A 14,992-nucleotide genomic window follows, 5' to 3' on the forward strand; every position below is an offset into this window, starting at 1 on the left:
CTCAGAACTTCAGCTTGAGGTGGGCCGCCAAGGTCCGGGGCGGGATGACGTGGGTGCCGCCGAAGGTGCTGAGGAAGTTGTAGAGACCTTTCTCGTTCGTGGCGTTCAGCAGGTCCAGGCCCACGGACACGCGCCGCCCGCGCTTCAGCTTCCACTCCTGCCCAGCGTTGAGGTCCAGGACCGTCCGCGCCTTGATGCGGTAGTTCAGGCCCACCAGGCTGTCGTGCTCGGCCCGCACATAGGGGATGCCGAAGGCATAGTCCGGATTCCCGGCGACCGTGGTGGGATCGCCCGCCTCCAGGCCGGAGTCGTGGCGGAGAGACGCCTGGGTGAAGAAGCCACCCTGCTCGTAGCGCACCCCGAGTTGGGCTGTGAGCTTCTGGTCGTGGTCGATGAGGTAGGGCGTCCCGTCCGGACCGTTCACCGTGGGGTTGGCCGAATCCAGGCCCCCGATGGTCGGGCTATAGAAGAGAGTACGGACGGTGCCTGCGCTCAGATAGGCGGACCAGCCCTTGAGCACGACCGTATCCACCCGGAGGTCCATCCCATGGAACCGGCCCTTCCAGGCGGAGATGGGGAAGAGGATCCCGGTGTTCAGGAACTGGCTGTTGTCCGCGGCGTTGCGGCTGTCCTTCCACCAGTAGTCCAGGCTGACCCGTGCGACCTGGCCCAGTTGCTGTTCCAGGCCCAGGAGGTAACTGTCCTGCGTCTCGCCCCGCAACTGGGGCGCGGCCGAGGCCGACTGGGTGACCAGGCTCCAGGCCGTCTGGGAAGTCGAGAAGGCCAGGTTCTCGTTCTCCGGCGTGATGAGCAGCCGATCGTAGACCGCCCGCACCAGCGTGCCCGTGCCGGGCAGCGTGTAGGTGACACCCAGCCGGGGCTGCAGCTCGTTCTGGGTGAAGTTCCGGCCCTTGTAGCTGTCGTACCGCAGGCCTGCGGCGAGCGTCCAGCGACCGGCCTTGAGGTCGTCCTGGAGGTAGGCCGAGGCCAGGGAGGGCACGAATCCGTCCGCGAAGCGCAGGATGTTGCCCCCGCCAGCGGCGGTGTAGGGATACAGCGGATCGGCAGGACCCGATACCTGCGACGGATCGGTGATGGCCAGATCGAACCGCTCATGCAGGGGATAGCGGACGTACTGGAGGCCGAGCTTCAGGGTGTTGTTCCCGTTCCGCTGGGTGTACCCGACCAGAACGCCCTGGTTATCCAGGCGCCGGTCGGAGCGGAGCCAGACCGGGGTGTCCGGCCCGCCGTTGCTGAAGCCCGGCTGGAGGTCCCGGGTGGGGTCCAGGCGGGAGGTAGAGCCCCGGTAGAAGATCGCCGCGTCCAGGCTGCGGTCCGCGCCCAGCAGGTGGGTCCACCCCAGGTTCAGGTTGGCGTCCGTGTTGTGGACCCGCTGATCCTGGCCCGCTGCCTGTTGGGAGGCCAGATTCACCACGTCCCGGTCCGTGCGGCCCCCGCTGACCGAGAAGCGGAGGACATCGCTGGCACCCAGGAGCCAGTCGAAGCGGCTGAAGAGGCGATTCGTCGTCCCGTGGTTGTGCAGGTTCTCGAAGTTCACGGGATCCAGGAACCGGTCGCTCGCCGAGGTGGTGGCAGTCACGAAGTAGCCGAAGGCGGCCGTCCCGCCCCGGGCTCCGAACGACAGCTCCCGGGTGCTGAACCGGGAGACCCCCATGGACACATCGCCCTGGAACGCCTGGGTCGAACCCAGGCCGGACTTGCTGGTGAGGTTCACCACCGCCGCCGGCTTGCCGCCGTACTCGGCGCTCACGCCCCCGGTGATCACCTCCATGCTCTCGACCTGGGAGGGGTCCAGGGAGTTCGAGAAGGTGGACTGCACCTGATCCGTGATGGGCACGCCATCCACCACGTAGGTCACCTGCCCGTGGCTGCCCCGGAAATGGAACCGCCCGTTCTCGTCCTGGATGAAGCCCGGGGTGGTGAGGAGGATGCTCTCCATGGCCCGGCTCTGCACGGAGGTGGGGATCTTCTCGATGGTGGAGTGGTCGATATCGATGTGGGCCGAAGGGTGGGCCTCCACCAGAGACACGGTGTCCTCCACCGCCACCGTCGCCGAAGCTTGGGCGGCCCTCAGGCTCAGGTCCAGCCGGGTGGGCAGGTTCGAGCGCACGGAGAGGTTCTGATGCAGCTCCTGCATCCCCGGCGCCGCCACCTCCAGGTGGTAGTCGCTGAACGGGATGTTGTAGGCCGTGTAGACCCCTGAACCATCCGTGACCACGTCGAGGTGGAACCCGGAGACCCGGTTTTCCAGGCGGACCTGGGCCTTGGCCACAGGCCGGCCCTGGTCATCCGTCACCCGCCCCGTGAGCGTCCCGCTACCGGCGGCTGCGGCGAATGCGGGCCCAGCCACAAGGAAAGCTAAGATGGTGGGGCCGAGGGAGCGGTGCGCCACAGTAGATCCTCCAGATGAAATCATTTTCTAATTGACGAAGATGGTCAATAGAAATTGATTTCATTAATGATCGACAGGGCCACTAAACCCCTTGTCTGTCTGCGCGAAGATTAGATGAATCCAGCCCGTTGGGGAGGCCTTTGACATGACCCGGAAGCAGATGTGGATCCTCGGTGGGGGGCTGGCGGTCGTACTGATCGGCGGCCTGAGCATTGCCGGCATGCGCGACAAGGGCATGGCCGTGCAGGTGGCCACTGTGGGTCGGGAGAACCTCCAGGCGAAGGTGAGCGCGAACGGCAAGATCCAGGCGGTGACCAAGGCCGATATCTCGGCAAGCATCATGGGTCAGGTCACTCGGTTGGCTGTGAAAGAAGGGGACCGTGTCCACAAGGGCCAGTTCCTCATGGAGATCGACCCCCGCAGTGCCCGGGCCAACACGGAGGCCATGCAGGCCAATCTGCACGCGGCCCAGTCGGATCTGATCTCCGCGACCGCCAACCTCGCCCAGGCCCGTTCCGACTTTGATCGCGCCAAGGCGAACCGCACCGCAGGCATCATTTCCGTGGCGGACTTCGAGCGGGCCAGGACCGCCTTTGAGACCGCCCAGGCTGCCCAGGAGACCGCTCGCCGCCGGACGGACCAGGCGAAGGCGAACGTGAGCCAGTCCCATGTGGGCCTGGGTTTCTCCACCATCGCCGCGCCCATGGATGGCGTGGTCACAGCACGGCGGATCGAGCTGGGTGAGACCGCCGTGCCCGGCATCCAGAACCAGCCCGGCACCGTGCTGCTCACCGTGTCTGATATGAGCAAGGTCGAGGCGGAAATGGAAGTGGACGAAGCCTCCATCCCCAGCGTGAAGCAGGGCCAGGAGGCCCAGGTCCGCATCGACGCCTATCCCAATCAGACGTTCCAGGGCCAGGTCACCGAGGTGGGCGGCAGCCCCATCCTCAAGCTGACCGTCAACGAGGCCACCAAGTTCAAGGTGAAGGTCTGGATCAAGGATCCGCCCCTCACCATCAAGCCCGGCCTCTCAGCCCAGGCGGACATCTACACAGGCAGCCGCGACCAGGCCCTGGCCATCCCCTTCCAGGCCCTGGTGATGCGTGAGATCAAGCTCAAGCCCGGTGAGACCCGGAAGCCCGGCGCCCCCCGCGAGGAAGAGGGCGTGTTCCTGATGGAGGCCGGCAAGGCCAAGTTCGCAGCCGTGAAGACCGGCCTCATGGGCGACCTCTCCGTGGAGGTGCTCTCCGGCCTCAAGGGCGGCGAAACCCTCATCACCGGCCCCAATCGCGCCCTGCGTGACCTGAAGGGCGGCGAGGCCGTCCGGGTCGAGAAGGCGAAGAAGAAGGACGAGGCCAAGGCCTAATCATGATCCAGGGGGACCGCCTGTTCGCTTCGCTCACGATGTCCCCCCGGACCCCCACCTCCTGGTCGGGCCAAGCCCGCCCATCGGTCTAACCGGACCCCCCATGACTCCCCTCGAACTCCTCCGCGCCGCCCTGAGGGCCATCCGGGCCCACACCCTGCGCAGTTTCCTCACGCTGCTGGGCGTCATCATCGGCGTGGCCACCATCGTGGCCGTGGTGGGCGTGATCTCCGGCCTGAACACCTACGTGAAGGAGAAGATCATCGTCCTGGCCCCGGACGTCTACGTCGTCCAGAAGTTCGGGATCATCCGCAGCCGGAAGGAGTTCATCGACGCCCTCAAGCGTCCGCCGATCACCTGGCAGGAGTACGAGCGGCTCTCCAGCGGCATCCTCAAGGAAGCCTCCCAGGTCTCCGCGGCCGCGGGCAACGCGATGCCAGTGAACAGTGGGACTCGGCATCTGGACAGCATCGCCGTGATCGGGATCACCCCCAACTTCGCGGACCTCTTCAATCTGGACTTCGAGGCGGGCCGGTTCTTCACGGAGAACGAGAACAATGCGGCCACGAACGTCGCCGTCATCGGGGCCGATACCCGCGAAGAACTCTTCCCCCACCTGGACCCGGTGGGCCGGACGGTCCTGATCCGCGGCCTCCCCTTCCGGATCATCGGGCTCATGCCCAAGCAGGGGCGAAGCATCGGCTTCAACCAGGACGGCCGCATCTACATCCCCCTGCAGGTCTATCGGAAGAACTTCATGGCCTCGAACGAGAGCCTGGAACTCCAGATCAAGGCGAGGAACGGCGTGGAAGGCCTGGATGCCTCCATGGATGAGGTCCGGGCTCTGTTCCGAGCCATGCGGCACACCAGCTTCCGCAGCCCCGACCCCTTCGGCATGCTCACGCAGGAGAGCCTGCAGGAACTCTGGAAGACCATCAGCAGCGCGGCTTTCATCCTCCTCATGCTCATCTCCAGCGTGAGCCTTGGTGTGGGCGGTATCGTGATCATGAACATCATGCTGGTGAGCGTGGTGGAGCGGACTCAGGAGATCGGCGTCCGCATGGCCCTCGGGGCGAGGAAGCGCGACATCCGGCACCAGTTCCTCCTCGAGGCCGCCCTGCTGTCCGCCGCGGGCGGCGTCATCGGCGTGCTGGTAGGTTCCGCAGGCGCCTTCACCGTCCGGGCCCTGGCGGACTTCCCCGCCCAGATCACGCCCGGCATCGTGCTCACCGGCATCCTCCTCAGCACCCTCGTGGGACTTGCCGCGGGCTTCCTGCCGGCCTACCGGGCCTCCAACCTCGTCATCATCGACGCGATCCGGGCGGAGTGAGCATGACCAGGCGGAAGGTGGGATTCAGGGGCATCGGCACCGAGAACGTGCGGTTCGCCATGCGTGCGATGGTGGCCCAGAAGCTGAGGAGCTTCCTCACCCTGCTGGGCATCGTGGCGGGTGTGGCCACGGTCATCGCCATGGTGAGCTTCGTCTCGGGCTTCAACGACGCGGTCACCGACAGCTTCTCCAGCTTCGGGACCACGCTGGTTCAGTTCCAGAAATATGAGCCGCGCTTCGGCGGCGGACGCCTGCCTGAAGACCAGAAGCGTCGACGCGACCTCACCATCGAGGATGCCGAAGCCCTCAAAGAGACAGCCACCCTGGCCGCGTCCGTATCCCAGGAGCGTTACCTCTTCGGCAACGATGCCGCCAACCTCACCGTCAAGACGCCCGAGGGCCAGGAGGGCAACAACCCCACCTTCGTGGGCACGAATCCCGACTACGCACCTTCCAACAACGCCTTCATCCAGGACGGCCGGTTCTTCGTGGATGCCGATGTGACCCACACCGCCCGCACCTGCGTGATCGGGCCCCAGACGGCCGAGGCCCTGTTCGGCAAGAAGGACCCCATCGGGCGCACGGTCCTGGTGAACGGCGTGGCCTTCAACGTCATCGGCCTGCTGGAGAAGAAGGGCAGCTTCCTCGGTGGCGACGCCGACAACATCCTGATCATCCCCATCAGCACCTTCGACGAGATGTTCCCCCAGGTGAAGAACGGCGGTGGCGACACCATCCACATCGCCACGGTCCCCAAGGACCCGAAGCGGATGTACGAGATGATGGACCAGGAAGTGGCCATCCTCCGTGCCCGCAGGGGCCTGAAGGCCAGCCAACCCAACGACTTCGCCATCTTCACCAGCGAGGCCCAGCTCAAGACCTTCCAGCAGATCACCGGCGGCATCGCGGGCGCCATGGTCCTCATCGCCGCCATCGCCCTTCTTGTCGGCGGCGTGGGCGTGATGAACATCATGCTGGTGAGCGTCACCGAGCGCACCCGCGAGATCGGCGTCCGCAAGGCCCTGGGCGCCACCCGCAAAGACATCGCCATGCAGTTCCTGGTGGAGGCCATCAGCCTCACGGGCGTGGGCGGCGCCATCGGCATCGCCGTGGGCCTGGGCATCGCCATGCTGGTGCGCCTGGTCTTCGAGTTCCCCGCCGCCGCGCCCCTCTGGAGCATCATCCTGGGCTTCGGCGTGAGCACCGCGGTGGGATTGATTTTCGGGCTGTGGCCCGCATTGAAGGCCGCGAAACAGGATCCCATCGAGGCGCTCCGCTACGAGTAGGCCACTGTCGGGCGAGAACAACCTCAAAGCCGTGGCCGACTCGGGCGATTTGTTCAGCCATCGATTTCAGTGATTGCGGTGATGGGGCCTCGAATGCTTACCGCAGGGGCCGGCCGTAGGCCGCTTCCGGCTTCGCCGGAAGTCTTGGTGGGCGCCATGGTCGCGCACCCCCAAGAGGGCGTGGCCCTGGCGCCCGCCAAGGAGCCCATTCTGCCAAGGACAGGGCCTTATCTTTTCATCACTGAAATCACTGAAATCGGTGGCAAAAAGACCTTTCTCCGTGATCTACCTCAGCCCTCGACCAGGGTCTTCACGCTGAACGCCGGGGGATGATCCATGTGCTTTTTCACTGTGCACTGGCTGGCGGTGCGCACGAGGGCGTCGTGGTACTTCTCAGGGAACGTCGGCGGCACCAGGATCTCCAGTTCCACGCGCCCCACCATCCCCGTGGCGGGATCCGGTATGGTCCGCTGGACGAGGCGGATGCCCTCGGTCGGGAGCTCTCGCTGGCGGCAGAAATTCAGCACGTAGATGCCGGCGCAGGTGCCCAGGGAGGCCTGGAACAGCGCGAAGGGGCTGGGGGCCGAGCCCTCGCCCCCCGCTTGGGCGGGCTGATCGGTCTGCACCGTGAAGGGGCCGAAGTGCGCATCCACCCGCGCACCACCGGGGAAATCGATGACCATGTCCATGAGATTCCTTCCTGAAGCAGACCCTCCATCATCCCCGGCTGAGCCCCCCGGCCGCCAGCCCGCAGGACACTGGAAGCCCTGCCACGGCCATCCCATCTGGGAGACACTAGCGGTATGCCTGTCCTGGACAGCCCCTCTGCATCCGCCGTACCGGAGACCTACTGGAGGTGGGATCACCTGCGCCGCTGGAAGGTCCTGGCGGGCATTCTCCTTTTCTTCCTCGCCTCCGGCGCCGGCGGGGGGCTCCTGGTCATGCAGCCTCTGCTTACCTCGCCGCGGGGCGAAGCGGCCATTCCAGTGGAGGTGGGTCGCCTGGAAGCGCATGTGCGCTACCTGTCGGAGGCCTGCCTCCCGAGGGACTGGCGGGGCCCTGGCTTGGCGAAAGCGGCGGACTACATCGAGACCGCCTTCCAGAAATCAGGGGGCCGAGTCTCCCGGCAGGCCTTCGAGGTGCGGGGCCGAGCCTCCGCCAACGTCATCGCCACCTTCGGCCCCGAAGATGGGCCCCGGCTCGTCGTGGGCGCCCACTACGACGCCCACGGCGAGCTCCCCGGTGCGGATGACAACGCCAGCGGCGTGGCCTGCCTGCTGGAGCTGGCCAGGGCCTTCGGCCGGGCGGCGCCCGCCCAACGCGTGGATCTCGTGGCCTACACCCTGGAGGAGCCCCCCTTCTTTCGCACGCCGGAGATGGGCAGCGTCCGGCACGCCCGCCTGTTGAAAGACACCGGGGCTGAGGTGGCCGCTGTCATCGTCCTGGAAATGGTCGGCCGCTTCACAGAGGCCCCACACAGCCAGCGCTATCCCTCCTCGCTTCTGGAGCTCGTCTATCCCGACCGGGGGAATTTCCTCTTGGTGGCCGGGCGGTTTGACGATATCGGCCTGACCCGGCAGGTCAAGGCGGCCATGCGCGGAACCACGCCCCTTCCCGTGAAATCCCTCAACGGCCCCCGCTGGGTCCCCGGCATGGATTTCTCGGACCACTACCCTTACTGGGACCAGGGGTTCACGGCGGTCATGGTCACGGACACGGCCTTCTACCGGAACACCGACTACCACACGGACCGGGACACGGCCGACCGCCTCGACTACGCCCGGATGGCCCAGGTAGTCCAGGGGGTGCATGCCACCGTGACTCGGCTCGCAAAGCGGGCACACTAGGGGATATGGACGCCCAAGAATTCCGCCGCCTCGGATACCAGCTCGTGGATTGGATCGCGGACTACCGCGAGAATCTCGAGCGCCTGCCTGTGATGAGCCAGGTGAAGCCCGGCGAGATCCGGGCTGCCTTCCCGGACCATCCACCCCAACATGGGGGTCGCGTGGCCCAGGCTCTCGCGGCCCTGGAGCGGGACGTGCTGCCCGGCATCACCCACTGGAACCATCCATCCTTCTTCGCCTACTTCCCCAGCAACACCAGCTACAGCTCGATCCTCGGCGACCTCGCGGCGTCGGGCCTCGGCGCCCAGGGCATGAGCTGGCAGACCAGCCCCGCGGCCACGGAAGTCGAGGAAGTGGTCATGGACTGGCTGCGCCAGATGGTGGGCTTGAGCACGGCCTTCACCGGCGTCATCCACGACACCGCCAGCACGGCCACCTTCACCGCCCTGCTCTGTGCCCGGGAGAAGGTGTCGGACTACGCCCAGAACACCGAAGGCCTCCAGAGCGGGGAGGCGCCCTTGGTGGTCTACGCTTCGGACCAGGCCCACAGCTCCATTGAGAAGGCCGCGCTGTTGGCGGGTTTCGGCCGCAACTACCTGCGCCTCATCCCCACGGACGAGGGCCACGCCATCCGCTTGGACCTGCTGCAGGCGGCCATCGAGAAGGACATCGAGATCGGCCTGCGCCCTTGCGCCATCGTGGGCGCCGTGGGCACCACCGCCACCACGGCCCTGGATCCCCTGCCCGCCCTGGCGGACCTCGCCGAGCAGCACGGCATGTGGCTCCATGTGGACGCGGCCCTGGCGGGCACGGCCATGGTGCTGCCCGAGTGCCGTTGGATGTGGAAAGGCATCGAGCGGGCCGACAGCCTGGTGTTCAATCCCCACAAGTGGATGGGTGTGGGCTTCGACCTCAGCGCGTACTACGTTCGCGATCCCCAGCACCTCATCCGCGTCATGAGCACCAACCCCAGCTACCTGCGTACCGCCCAAGACGGCCAGGTGAGCAACTTCCGCGACTGGCACATCCAGCTGGGCCGCCGGTTCCGGGCCTTGAAGTTGTGGTTCTACCTCATGGATGTCGGCGTGGAGGGTCTCCAGGCCCGCATCCGGCGTGACTTGGCGAATGCCCAGTGGCTCAAGGACCAGGTGGACACGGCTCCGGACTGGGAGCGCCTCGCCCCGGTGCCCCTCCAGACCGTCTGCCTCCGGCACCGGCAACCGGGCCTCGGCGAGACCGCCCTCGCCATCCACAACCTGGAGATCGCCCGCCGCATCAACGAGGCCGGCAAGGCCTACCTCACACCCTCCCTGCTCAAGGGAAAACAGATTCTTCGCGTGAGCATCGGCGCGGAGACCACGGAGCGCCGCCACGTCGAGGCCTTGTGGCAGGCCCTTAGGACGGCCTCGGCCTGACCCATTCCAGCCCGCGCGCGGCCGCAGGAACTAAATCGGCACCATCCTCTCGGCCTCACCCTCCATAGCGCCCCTCCAGCCAGCCCAGGATCTCAAACCGGGCCGGCGGCAACCCTCCGGGCACGGATGGCTCGTGGACCCACGCCTTGCAGCCCACCTTCCTCACTGATCCGACCCGCTGAAGCACGCGCTGCAGCATTGGGAAAATCACCTGGTCCTCTTTTCGCATGTGCGCCATCAGCTGGTCACGGTACGACCGGATCTCTAGAAAGATCTGGTCCCGCGCATCCTCCTCCCCACGGTCCAGTTCCCCGAGAAGGCTCTGCATCTGCAGGAGCTGCCTGCGCCCTGTCGCATGCTCAGCGGCTAGCACCTTCAACGGACCGCTTCCCCAGGCCATTCCACACTGTTCCATCAGCGGAAACAAGGCAGCCTCCTCTCTTCGGCAGTGTCCCTGCTCCAGGAAGTCGCGCAAGAATGCCAACAAGCTGGCTAGGTCCAGGACAGCCTGCGCGTCGCCAGCCAGGACTGACAGCCCCACTCGCTCGAGCAGGCCCAGGGTTCTCGTGATGGTCCGGTGCTCTGTCATAAGAACGTGCATGATCTCCATGGATGCCCTCCTCCTGCGATGACGGTGGTGCCATTCCGGAGACCGCCAGCCGCCTCCGATGGAGAGGGTCAGAGTCATGGGCTGATCCGGGAACGCGGGTGCGGGTCAGCGGGCCCCGCGAACGTGCTGGATGTAGGCCTTCCGGAAGGCCTGGTGGCAGCCCAGGCAGCTCTCCTGGAGCTTCGCGAAGGCCAGAATGGCCCCAGGGCCGTCTCCGGCATCTGCAGCTGCCCCGACCGCCCGGGCCTGCCGGCGCGCCTCTGTGTCGTAGGCCCTGAATTGGTTCACCCGGGTTCCAGCGAAGCCCATGATCCGCATCTTCTCGAACATCGGCGGCTGGGGATGCCCGGCGATCCGGGCGGCCCCGGCCGACGCGGAGGGCCAGTCCTCGCGGCTGATGGCAGCCGTGATGGCCTCCATGTGCCGGCCCAGGCCCGCCATCACCTCGCGCAGGGGCGGCGCATCCGCGGGCCGGAGCAGAGTGGGGGAGAGCAGCAGAGCCGCCGAGGCGATGAGACGTCGCATGCCGTGAAGGAGGCCGCGCATGTCACGCCATCCGTTTCTGGAAGCGCGTGGAGCTGATGGACAGGAGCGCGATCCCCAGGATGGCGAGGGCCGCGAACTGGGGCCAGAGGGCTTCCAGCCCGCTGCCCTTGAGGAAGATGCCGCGGATGATCACCAGGAAGTAGCGCAGCGGATTGAGGTAGGTGAGCCACTGGGCCGCCCGGGGCATGTTGGAAATGGGGAACATGAACCCGGACAACAGCACCGCCGGCAGATAGAAGAAGAAGGACGACATCAGGGCCTGCTGCTGGGTGTGGGAAATGGTCGAGATGAACAGCCCGACCCCGATGGTGGACATCAGGTAGAGGATGGCTCCCGCCAGCAGGAGCCACAGGCTCCCGTAAATGGGGATGTGGAACCAGAGGACGCCGACTGCGGTGACCGCAAGCACGTCCGCGAGACAGATCAGGGCGAATGGGAGCGTCTTCCCGAGGATCAGCTCCAGCGGGAGGATCGGGGTCACCATCAGCTGTTCCATGGTCCCGATCTCGCGTTCGCGGACGACCGCCATGGACGTGAGCAGCAGCGATGTCAGCAGCAGGATCACGGCGATCACCCCCGGCACGTTGAAGTAGCGGCTCTTCAGGTCCGGGTTGAACCAGGCGCGGGTGCGCAGGTCGATGGGCGCGAGCCCGGGTTGCGCCAGGCCGGCCAGCGCCACCGGAGCGCCCACCTCGCGCGAGAACGCCTGGGTGATACGCAGCGAATAGTCCATGGCCACCGTGCCCGTATTGGAATCGGTGCCATCCACGATGGTCTGGATCACCGCCTGTCGGCCCGCCCGCAGATCATCGGCGAAGCCGGGGTTGATCTGGATGGCCAGAGTGGCCTGGCTCCGGTCGAGCAGCTCGCCCAGACGGCCGGGCCTATCGGTGCTCTCGACCAACGAGAAGTAGCCCGACCCGGTGAACCGCTCGATCAGGGCCATGCTCTGCGGGCTCTTGTCGAGATCGCAGAGCGCCGTCCGGATATGGTCCACATCCGTGGTCACTGCGTAGCCGAACATGATCAGCTGGATCACGGGCATCACGAAGATCAGCGCCTTCATCCGCGAATCACGGAGAACCTGGATGAACTCCTTCACCAGCATGCGATAGATCCGCTCCCACATGGTCTTCTCCCTCAGGTGAGTTTCTTCTTGAACTTGCGCAGGGCCGCGACGAACACCACCACCGCGAACAGCCCGAGGAAGGCCAGGTCCTCGGCCAAGAACCGCGGCGGACTGGCCTTGAGGAAGATGGCCTTCAGGACGTCCACGAAATAGCGCGACTGGACCACATGGGTGGCCACCTGGAGGAACCGCGGCATGTTGTCGATGGAATAGAGGAAGCCGGAGAGCAGGAAGGCAGGCAGGAAGGTCAGGATCATCGCGAGCTGGCTCGCCACCAGCTGCGACTTGGCCACCGTCGAGATGAGGATGCCGAGGCTCAGCCCCCCCACCAGGAACATCGAGCTGACGCCAAGCAGGAACAGGAAGCTGCCCCGGAGCGGCACGCCGAAAACCCACACGCCCATGGCCACGGAAAACAGCACGTCCGCCACGCCGATCACGAAATAAGGCGCCATCTTCCCGAGGAACAGCTCGATCGGCTGGACCGGCGTGGCGATCAGCTGCTCCATGGTCCCGCTCTCCCACTCCCGCGATACGGTGAGCGAGGTGAGCAGCGCGGTGATCACGGACATGATCACCGCGATCAGCCCCGGGATGATGAACCAGCGGCTCTTCAGGTCAGGGTTGTACCAGACTCTGACGCGGTTATCCACGGCCAGCTCGATGGTGGCGTGCTGCCGGACCGTGCTGAACCGGTTCGTGACCGCCTCCGCATAACCCAGGGCGATGGTGGCCGTGTTGGCGTCCGTCCCGTCCGCGATCACCTGGACCTTGGGGCTCCGCCCCTGTTCAAGGTCGCGGGCGAAGTGGCTCGGGATGACCAGGGCCAGGTGGACCTGTCCGCGATCCAGCTGGGCCCGGGCGGAGGCATAGTCCTCGATCGAGCCGGCGACGCGGAAGTAGCCGGAGGCCTGGTAGCCCTCCACGTACTGCCGGCTCGCGGCGCTCTTGTCCTGGTCGTAGACCGCCAGATCGAGCGTCTTGATATCCATGCTGATCGCGTAGCCGAAGAGGATCAGCAGGATCATCGGCATGAGGAACGCCATGGCCAGGGAGCGGGGATCCCGCGAGATGTGAATGAACTCCTTCCTCACCAGCGCGGCCAGGCGGATCCAGGAAAGGGCAGGCCTGTTCATTCCTCCGCCCCCGCCGGATTCCTGCGATCCTCCAGCTCGATCAGGGAGACGAAGACGTCTTCGAGAGAAGGAGGCACGGGCTGGATCGCCTCCACCACGAACCCCTGCTCCTCAAGGAACCGCGCCAGCGCTGGCGCCCCGGTGCCCGCTTCGCCGACCACCGCATGCAGGGCACCGCCGAACAGGGCCACCTCTCTCACGAGGCCCGATGCCTCCAGCCGTTCCAGCGCCTCGAAGGGCCGCTCCACCCGGATTTCGAGGATGTCGTCCGGAAGGAGCACCTTCACCTCGTGGGGCGTGCCCCGGGCGATCATCTTGCCCCGGTAGATCAGGGCCAGCTCGTCGCAGTATTCCGCCTCCTCCATGTAGTGGGTGGTGACGAACACCGTCGTGCCGCGGCGGGCCATCTGGGCGATCAGGTCCCAGAACCGGCGGCGCGACAGGGGATCCACCCCCGAGGTGGGCTCATCCAGGAACAGGATCGGCGGCTCGTGCTGGACCGCGCAACCCAGGGCCAGGCGCTGCTTCCATCCCCCCGCCAAGGTTCTCGTCAGGGTGCGGCGCTTGTCCGCGAGGCCGGCCATCTCCAGCACCCAGGCCTTCCGCTCCTGGCGCCGGTCCTTCGGGACGCTGTAGAGCCCCGCGTAGAAGTCGATGTTCTCCTCCACGGTGAGGTCGTCGTAGAGCGAGAATTTCTGGGACATGTAGCCGATGCTCCGCTTGATGGCCTCCGACTCGGTCATCACGTCGAGCCCGGCCACGCGGCCTTCGCCCGACGTGGGCAGGAGAAGTCCGCAGAGCATGCGGATGGTGGTGGACTTGCCTGCTCCGTTGGGCCCCAGGAACCCGAAGACCGTTCCGCGCCCGACCTCCAGCGTGAGGCGGTCGACCGCGACGAAGCTCCCGAAAGTCCGGGTCAGGTCCTTGACCTCCACGGCGTTTTCGCGGTTCATGAGACGGCCTCCTGAGGGGTATGCGTCACCTGCTGGATGAACACATCCTCCAGGGTCGGCGGGATGCTCTTCGCTCCGAGCACCTCGATGCCCGCCTCGCCCAGGGCCGCCAGGGCCTGCGCCACCTCCTCCTCGCTGTCGGCATAGAGGTGGAGCTTCCCTCCGAACAGGCTGACGTGGCCGCTGTCGAACCGTCCCGAGAGGATTTCGAGCGCAGCCCGGGGCTGGCCGGCCTCCAGCTCCACCAACCGGCCGGGGATCCCCTGCTTCAGCCGCTGGGGCGTGTCGCACTGGATCATGCGGCCGCCATGCATGAGCCCGACCCTTGAGCAGCGTTCCGCCTCGTCGAGGTAGGCCGTGGAGACGAAGACGGTGACCCCCTCCTTGAGCATCGCGTAGAGGATGCGCCAGAAGTCCCGGCGGGAGGCAGGATCCACGCCGTTGGTGGGCTCATCGAGGAAGAGGATCTCTGGCTTGTGGATCAGCGCGCAGGCCAGGCCGAGCTTCTGCTTCATCCCTCCCGAGAGGTTGCTCGCCAACCGCTTGCGGAACGGGGTGAGATTCGAGAAGCCCAGCAGCCGCTCCTCCAGGGGGCCGCGCTCCCGCCTGGGGACCTCGTACAGATCGCCGTAGAAACTCAGGTTCTCCTCGACGGTGAGGTCCGCGTACAGACCGAACCGCTGCGACATGTAGCTGATGCGGGTCTTGAGCTGCTCCTCGCCCCCCTCGATGGGAAAGCCGGCCACGGTGGCCGCCCCTTCAGTGGGCGGGAGGATGCCCGTCAGCATGCGGATGATGGTGGACTTGCCGGCGCCGTCCGGCCCCACCAGGCCGAAGACCTCGCCGCGGCGGACGTTCAGCGTCAGGCCCCGCACCGCCCAGAGCTCGCCGAAAGCGCGCCCCAGGCCTTCTGTCTCGATGATGCCGGCCGACGGCGGGAGAGGGGAGGTGGTCGGCACGC

General features: G+C 66.3%; 13 protein-coding genes. 5 read left to right on the forward strand and 8 right to left on the reverse strand.

All coding sequences use genetic code 11. The features are described from left to right. Nucleotide 1: 1 nt before the first annotated feature. Complete coding sequence (locus NOV74_RS05420) at nt 2-2,413, reverse strand: TonB-dependent receptor (protein WP_257309957.1); 2,412 nt, start codon at nt 2,411-2,413, stop codon at nt 2-4. Between the two features lie 145 nt (nt 2,414-2,558). Here NOV74_RS05420 and NOV74_RS05425 point away from each other — a divergent pair, with 145 nt between their 5' ends. The 3 genes from NOV74_RS05425 (at nt 2,559) to NOV74_RS05435 (ending at nt 6,395) form a co-directional block, all read left to right on the forward strand. Next, nucleotides 2,559-3,779 carry an efflux RND transporter periplasmic adaptor subunit gene (locus tag NOV74_RS05425; protein ID WP_257309958.1) on the forward strand — a complete coding sequence of 407 codons (1,221 nt, stop codon included), beginning with the start codon at nt 2,559-2,561 and terminating at the stop codon, nt 3,777-3,779. A gap of 103 nt (nt 3,780-3,882) precedes the next feature. Then, nucleotides 3,883-5,109 carry an ABC transporter permease gene (locus NOV74_RS05430; RefSeq protein WP_257309959.1) on the forward strand — a complete coding sequence of 409 codons (1,227 nt, stop codon included), beginning with the start codon at nt 3,883-3,885 and terminating at the stop codon, nt 5,107-5,109. A gap of 2 nt (nt 5,110-5,111) precedes the next feature. Further along, nucleotides 5,112-6,395 carry an ABC transporter permease gene (locus NOV74_RS05435; RefSeq protein ID WP_257309960.1) on the forward strand — a complete coding sequence of 428 codons (1,284 nt, stop codon included), beginning with the start codon at nt 5,112-5,114 and terminating at the stop codon, nt 6,393-6,395. A gap of 290 nt (nt 6,396-6,685) precedes the next feature. On the opposite strand, the gene NOV74_RS05440 is transcribed toward NOV74_RS05435, so the two are convergent. Further along, the gene (locus tag NOV74_RS05440; protein ID WP_257309961.1) at nt 6,686-7,084 is read right to left on the reverse strand and encodes an OsmC family protein; all 399 of its coding nucleotides are present in this window, start codon (nt 7,082-7,084) and stop codon (nt 6,686-6,688) included. 114 nt (nt 7,085-7,198) lie between these two features. Between NOV74_RS05440 and NOV74_RS05445 the strand changes: the two genes are divergently transcribed. Together NOV74_RS05445 and NOV74_RS05450 are read left to right on the forward strand one after the other, a co-directional pair. After that, complete coding sequence (locus tag NOV74_RS05445; protein ID WP_257309963.1) at nt 7,199-8,242, forward strand: M28 family peptidase; 1,044 nt, start codon at nt 7,199-7,201, stop codon at nt 8,240-8,242. 5 nt (nt 8,243-8,247) lie between these two features. Then, nucleotides 8,248-9,657 (forward strand): pyridoxal phosphate-dependent decarboxylase family protein, encoded by a 1,410-nt coding sequence (locus tag NOV74_RS05450; protein WP_257309964.1) that lies wholly within the window; start codon nt 8,248-8,250, stop codon nt 9,655-9,657. 55 nt (nt 9,658-9,712) lie between these two features. On the opposite strand, the gene NOV74_RS05455 is transcribed toward NOV74_RS05450, so the two are convergent. The 6 genes from NOV74_RS05455 to NOV74_RS05480 are packed head-to-tail and all read right to left on the reverse strand — an operon-like array spanning nt 9,713 to nt 14,990. Continuing rightward, nucleotides 9,713-10,345 carry a hemerythrin domain-containing protein gene (locus NOV74_RS05455; protein WP_257309965.1) on the reverse strand — a complete coding sequence of 211 codons (633 nt, stop codon included), beginning with the start codon at nt 10,343-10,345 and terminating at the stop codon, nt 9,713-9,715. Between the two features lie 27 nt (nt 10,346-10,372). Further along, entirely contained in the window at nt 10,373-10,813 is a 441-nt protein-coding gene (locus NOV74_RS05460) for a hypothetical protein (RefSeq protein WP_257309967.1), read from the reverse strand. Nucleotide 10,814: 1 nt separating this feature from the next. After that, complete coding sequence (locus NOV74_RS05465; protein WP_257309968.1) at nt 10,815-11,942, reverse strand: ABC transporter permease; 1,128 nt, start codon at nt 11,940-11,942, stop codon at nt 10,815-10,817. A gap of 11 nt (nt 11,943-11,953) precedes the next feature. Beyond that, the gene (locus NOV74_RS05470; RefSeq protein WP_257309969.1) at nt 11,954-13,078 is read right to left on the reverse strand and encodes an ABC transporter permease; all 1,125 of its coding nucleotides are present in this window, start codon (nt 13,076-13,078) and stop codon (nt 11,954-11,956) included. Further along, entirely contained in the window at nt 13,075-14,031 is a 957-nt protein-coding gene (locus NOV74_RS05475) for an ABC transporter ATP-binding protein (protein ID WP_257309971.1), read from the reverse strand. The genes NOV74_RS05470 and NOV74_RS05475 overlap by 4 nt, the downstream gene beginning before the upstream one ends. After that, nucleotides 14,028-14,990 carry an ABC transporter ATP-binding protein gene (locus tag NOV74_RS05480; protein ID WP_257309973.1) on the reverse strand — a complete coding sequence of 321 codons (963 nt, stop codon included), beginning with the start codon at nt 14,988-14,990 and terminating at the stop codon, nt 14,028-14,030. The genes NOV74_RS05475 and NOV74_RS05480 overlap by 4 nt, the downstream gene beginning before the upstream one ends. Nucleotides 14,991-14,992 lie beyond the last annotated feature (2 nt).

This window comes from Geothrix fuzhouensis (assembly GCF_024609325.1).
Taxonomy (GTDB): Bacteria; Acidobacteriota; Holophagae; order Holophagales; family Holophagaceae; genus Geothrix; species Geothrix fuzhouensis.

Excerpts from the sequence above, each read along its gene's own strand:
- NOV74_RS05450 (WP_257309964.1), top strand. The coding sequence starts at position 8,248 with ATGGACGCCCAAGAATTCCGCCGCCTCGGATACCAGCTCGTGGATTGG.
- NOV74_RS05475 (WP_257309971.1), bottom strand. The coding sequence starts at position 14,031 with ATGAACCGCGAAAACGCCGTGGAGGTCAAGGACCTGACCCGGACTTTC.
- NOV74_RS05455 (WP_257309965.1), bottom strand. The coding sequence starts at position 10,345 with ATGACTCTGACCCTCTCCATCGGAGGCGGCTGGCGGTCTCCGGAATGG.
- NOV74_RS05460 (WP_257309967.1), bottom strand. The coding sequence starts at position 10,813 with ATGCGCGGCCTCCTTCACGGCATGCGACGTCTCATCGCCTCGGCGGCT.
- NOV74_RS05470 (WP_257309969.1), bottom strand. The coding sequence starts at position 13,078 with ATGAACAGGCCTGCCCTTTCCTGGATCCGCCTGGCCGCGCTGGTGAGG.
- NOV74_RS05430 (WP_257309959.1), top strand. The coding sequence starts at position 3,883 with ATGACTCCCCTCGAACTCCTCCGCGCCGCCCTGAGGGCCATCCGGGCC.
- NOV74_RS05425 (WP_257309958.1), top strand. The coding sequence starts at position 2,559 with ATGACCCGGAAGCAGATGTGGATCCTCGGTGGGGGGCTGGCGGTCGTA.
- NOV74_RS05445 (WP_257309963.1), top strand. The coding sequence starts at position 7,199 with ATGCCTGTCCTGGACAGCCCCTCTGCATCCGCCGTACCGGAGACCTAC.
- NOV74_RS05465 (WP_257309968.1), bottom strand. The coding sequence starts at position 11,942 with ATGTGGGAGCGGATCTATCGCATGCTGGTGAAGGAGTTCATCCAGGTT.
- NOV74_RS05435 (WP_257309960.1), top strand. The coding sequence starts at position 5,112 with ATGACCAGGCGGAAGGTGGGATTCAGGGGCATCGGCACCGAGAACGTG.
- NOV74_RS05440 (WP_257309961.1), bottom strand. The coding sequence starts at position 7,084 with ATGGACATGGTCATCGATTTCCCCGGTGGTGCGCGGGTGGATGCGCAC.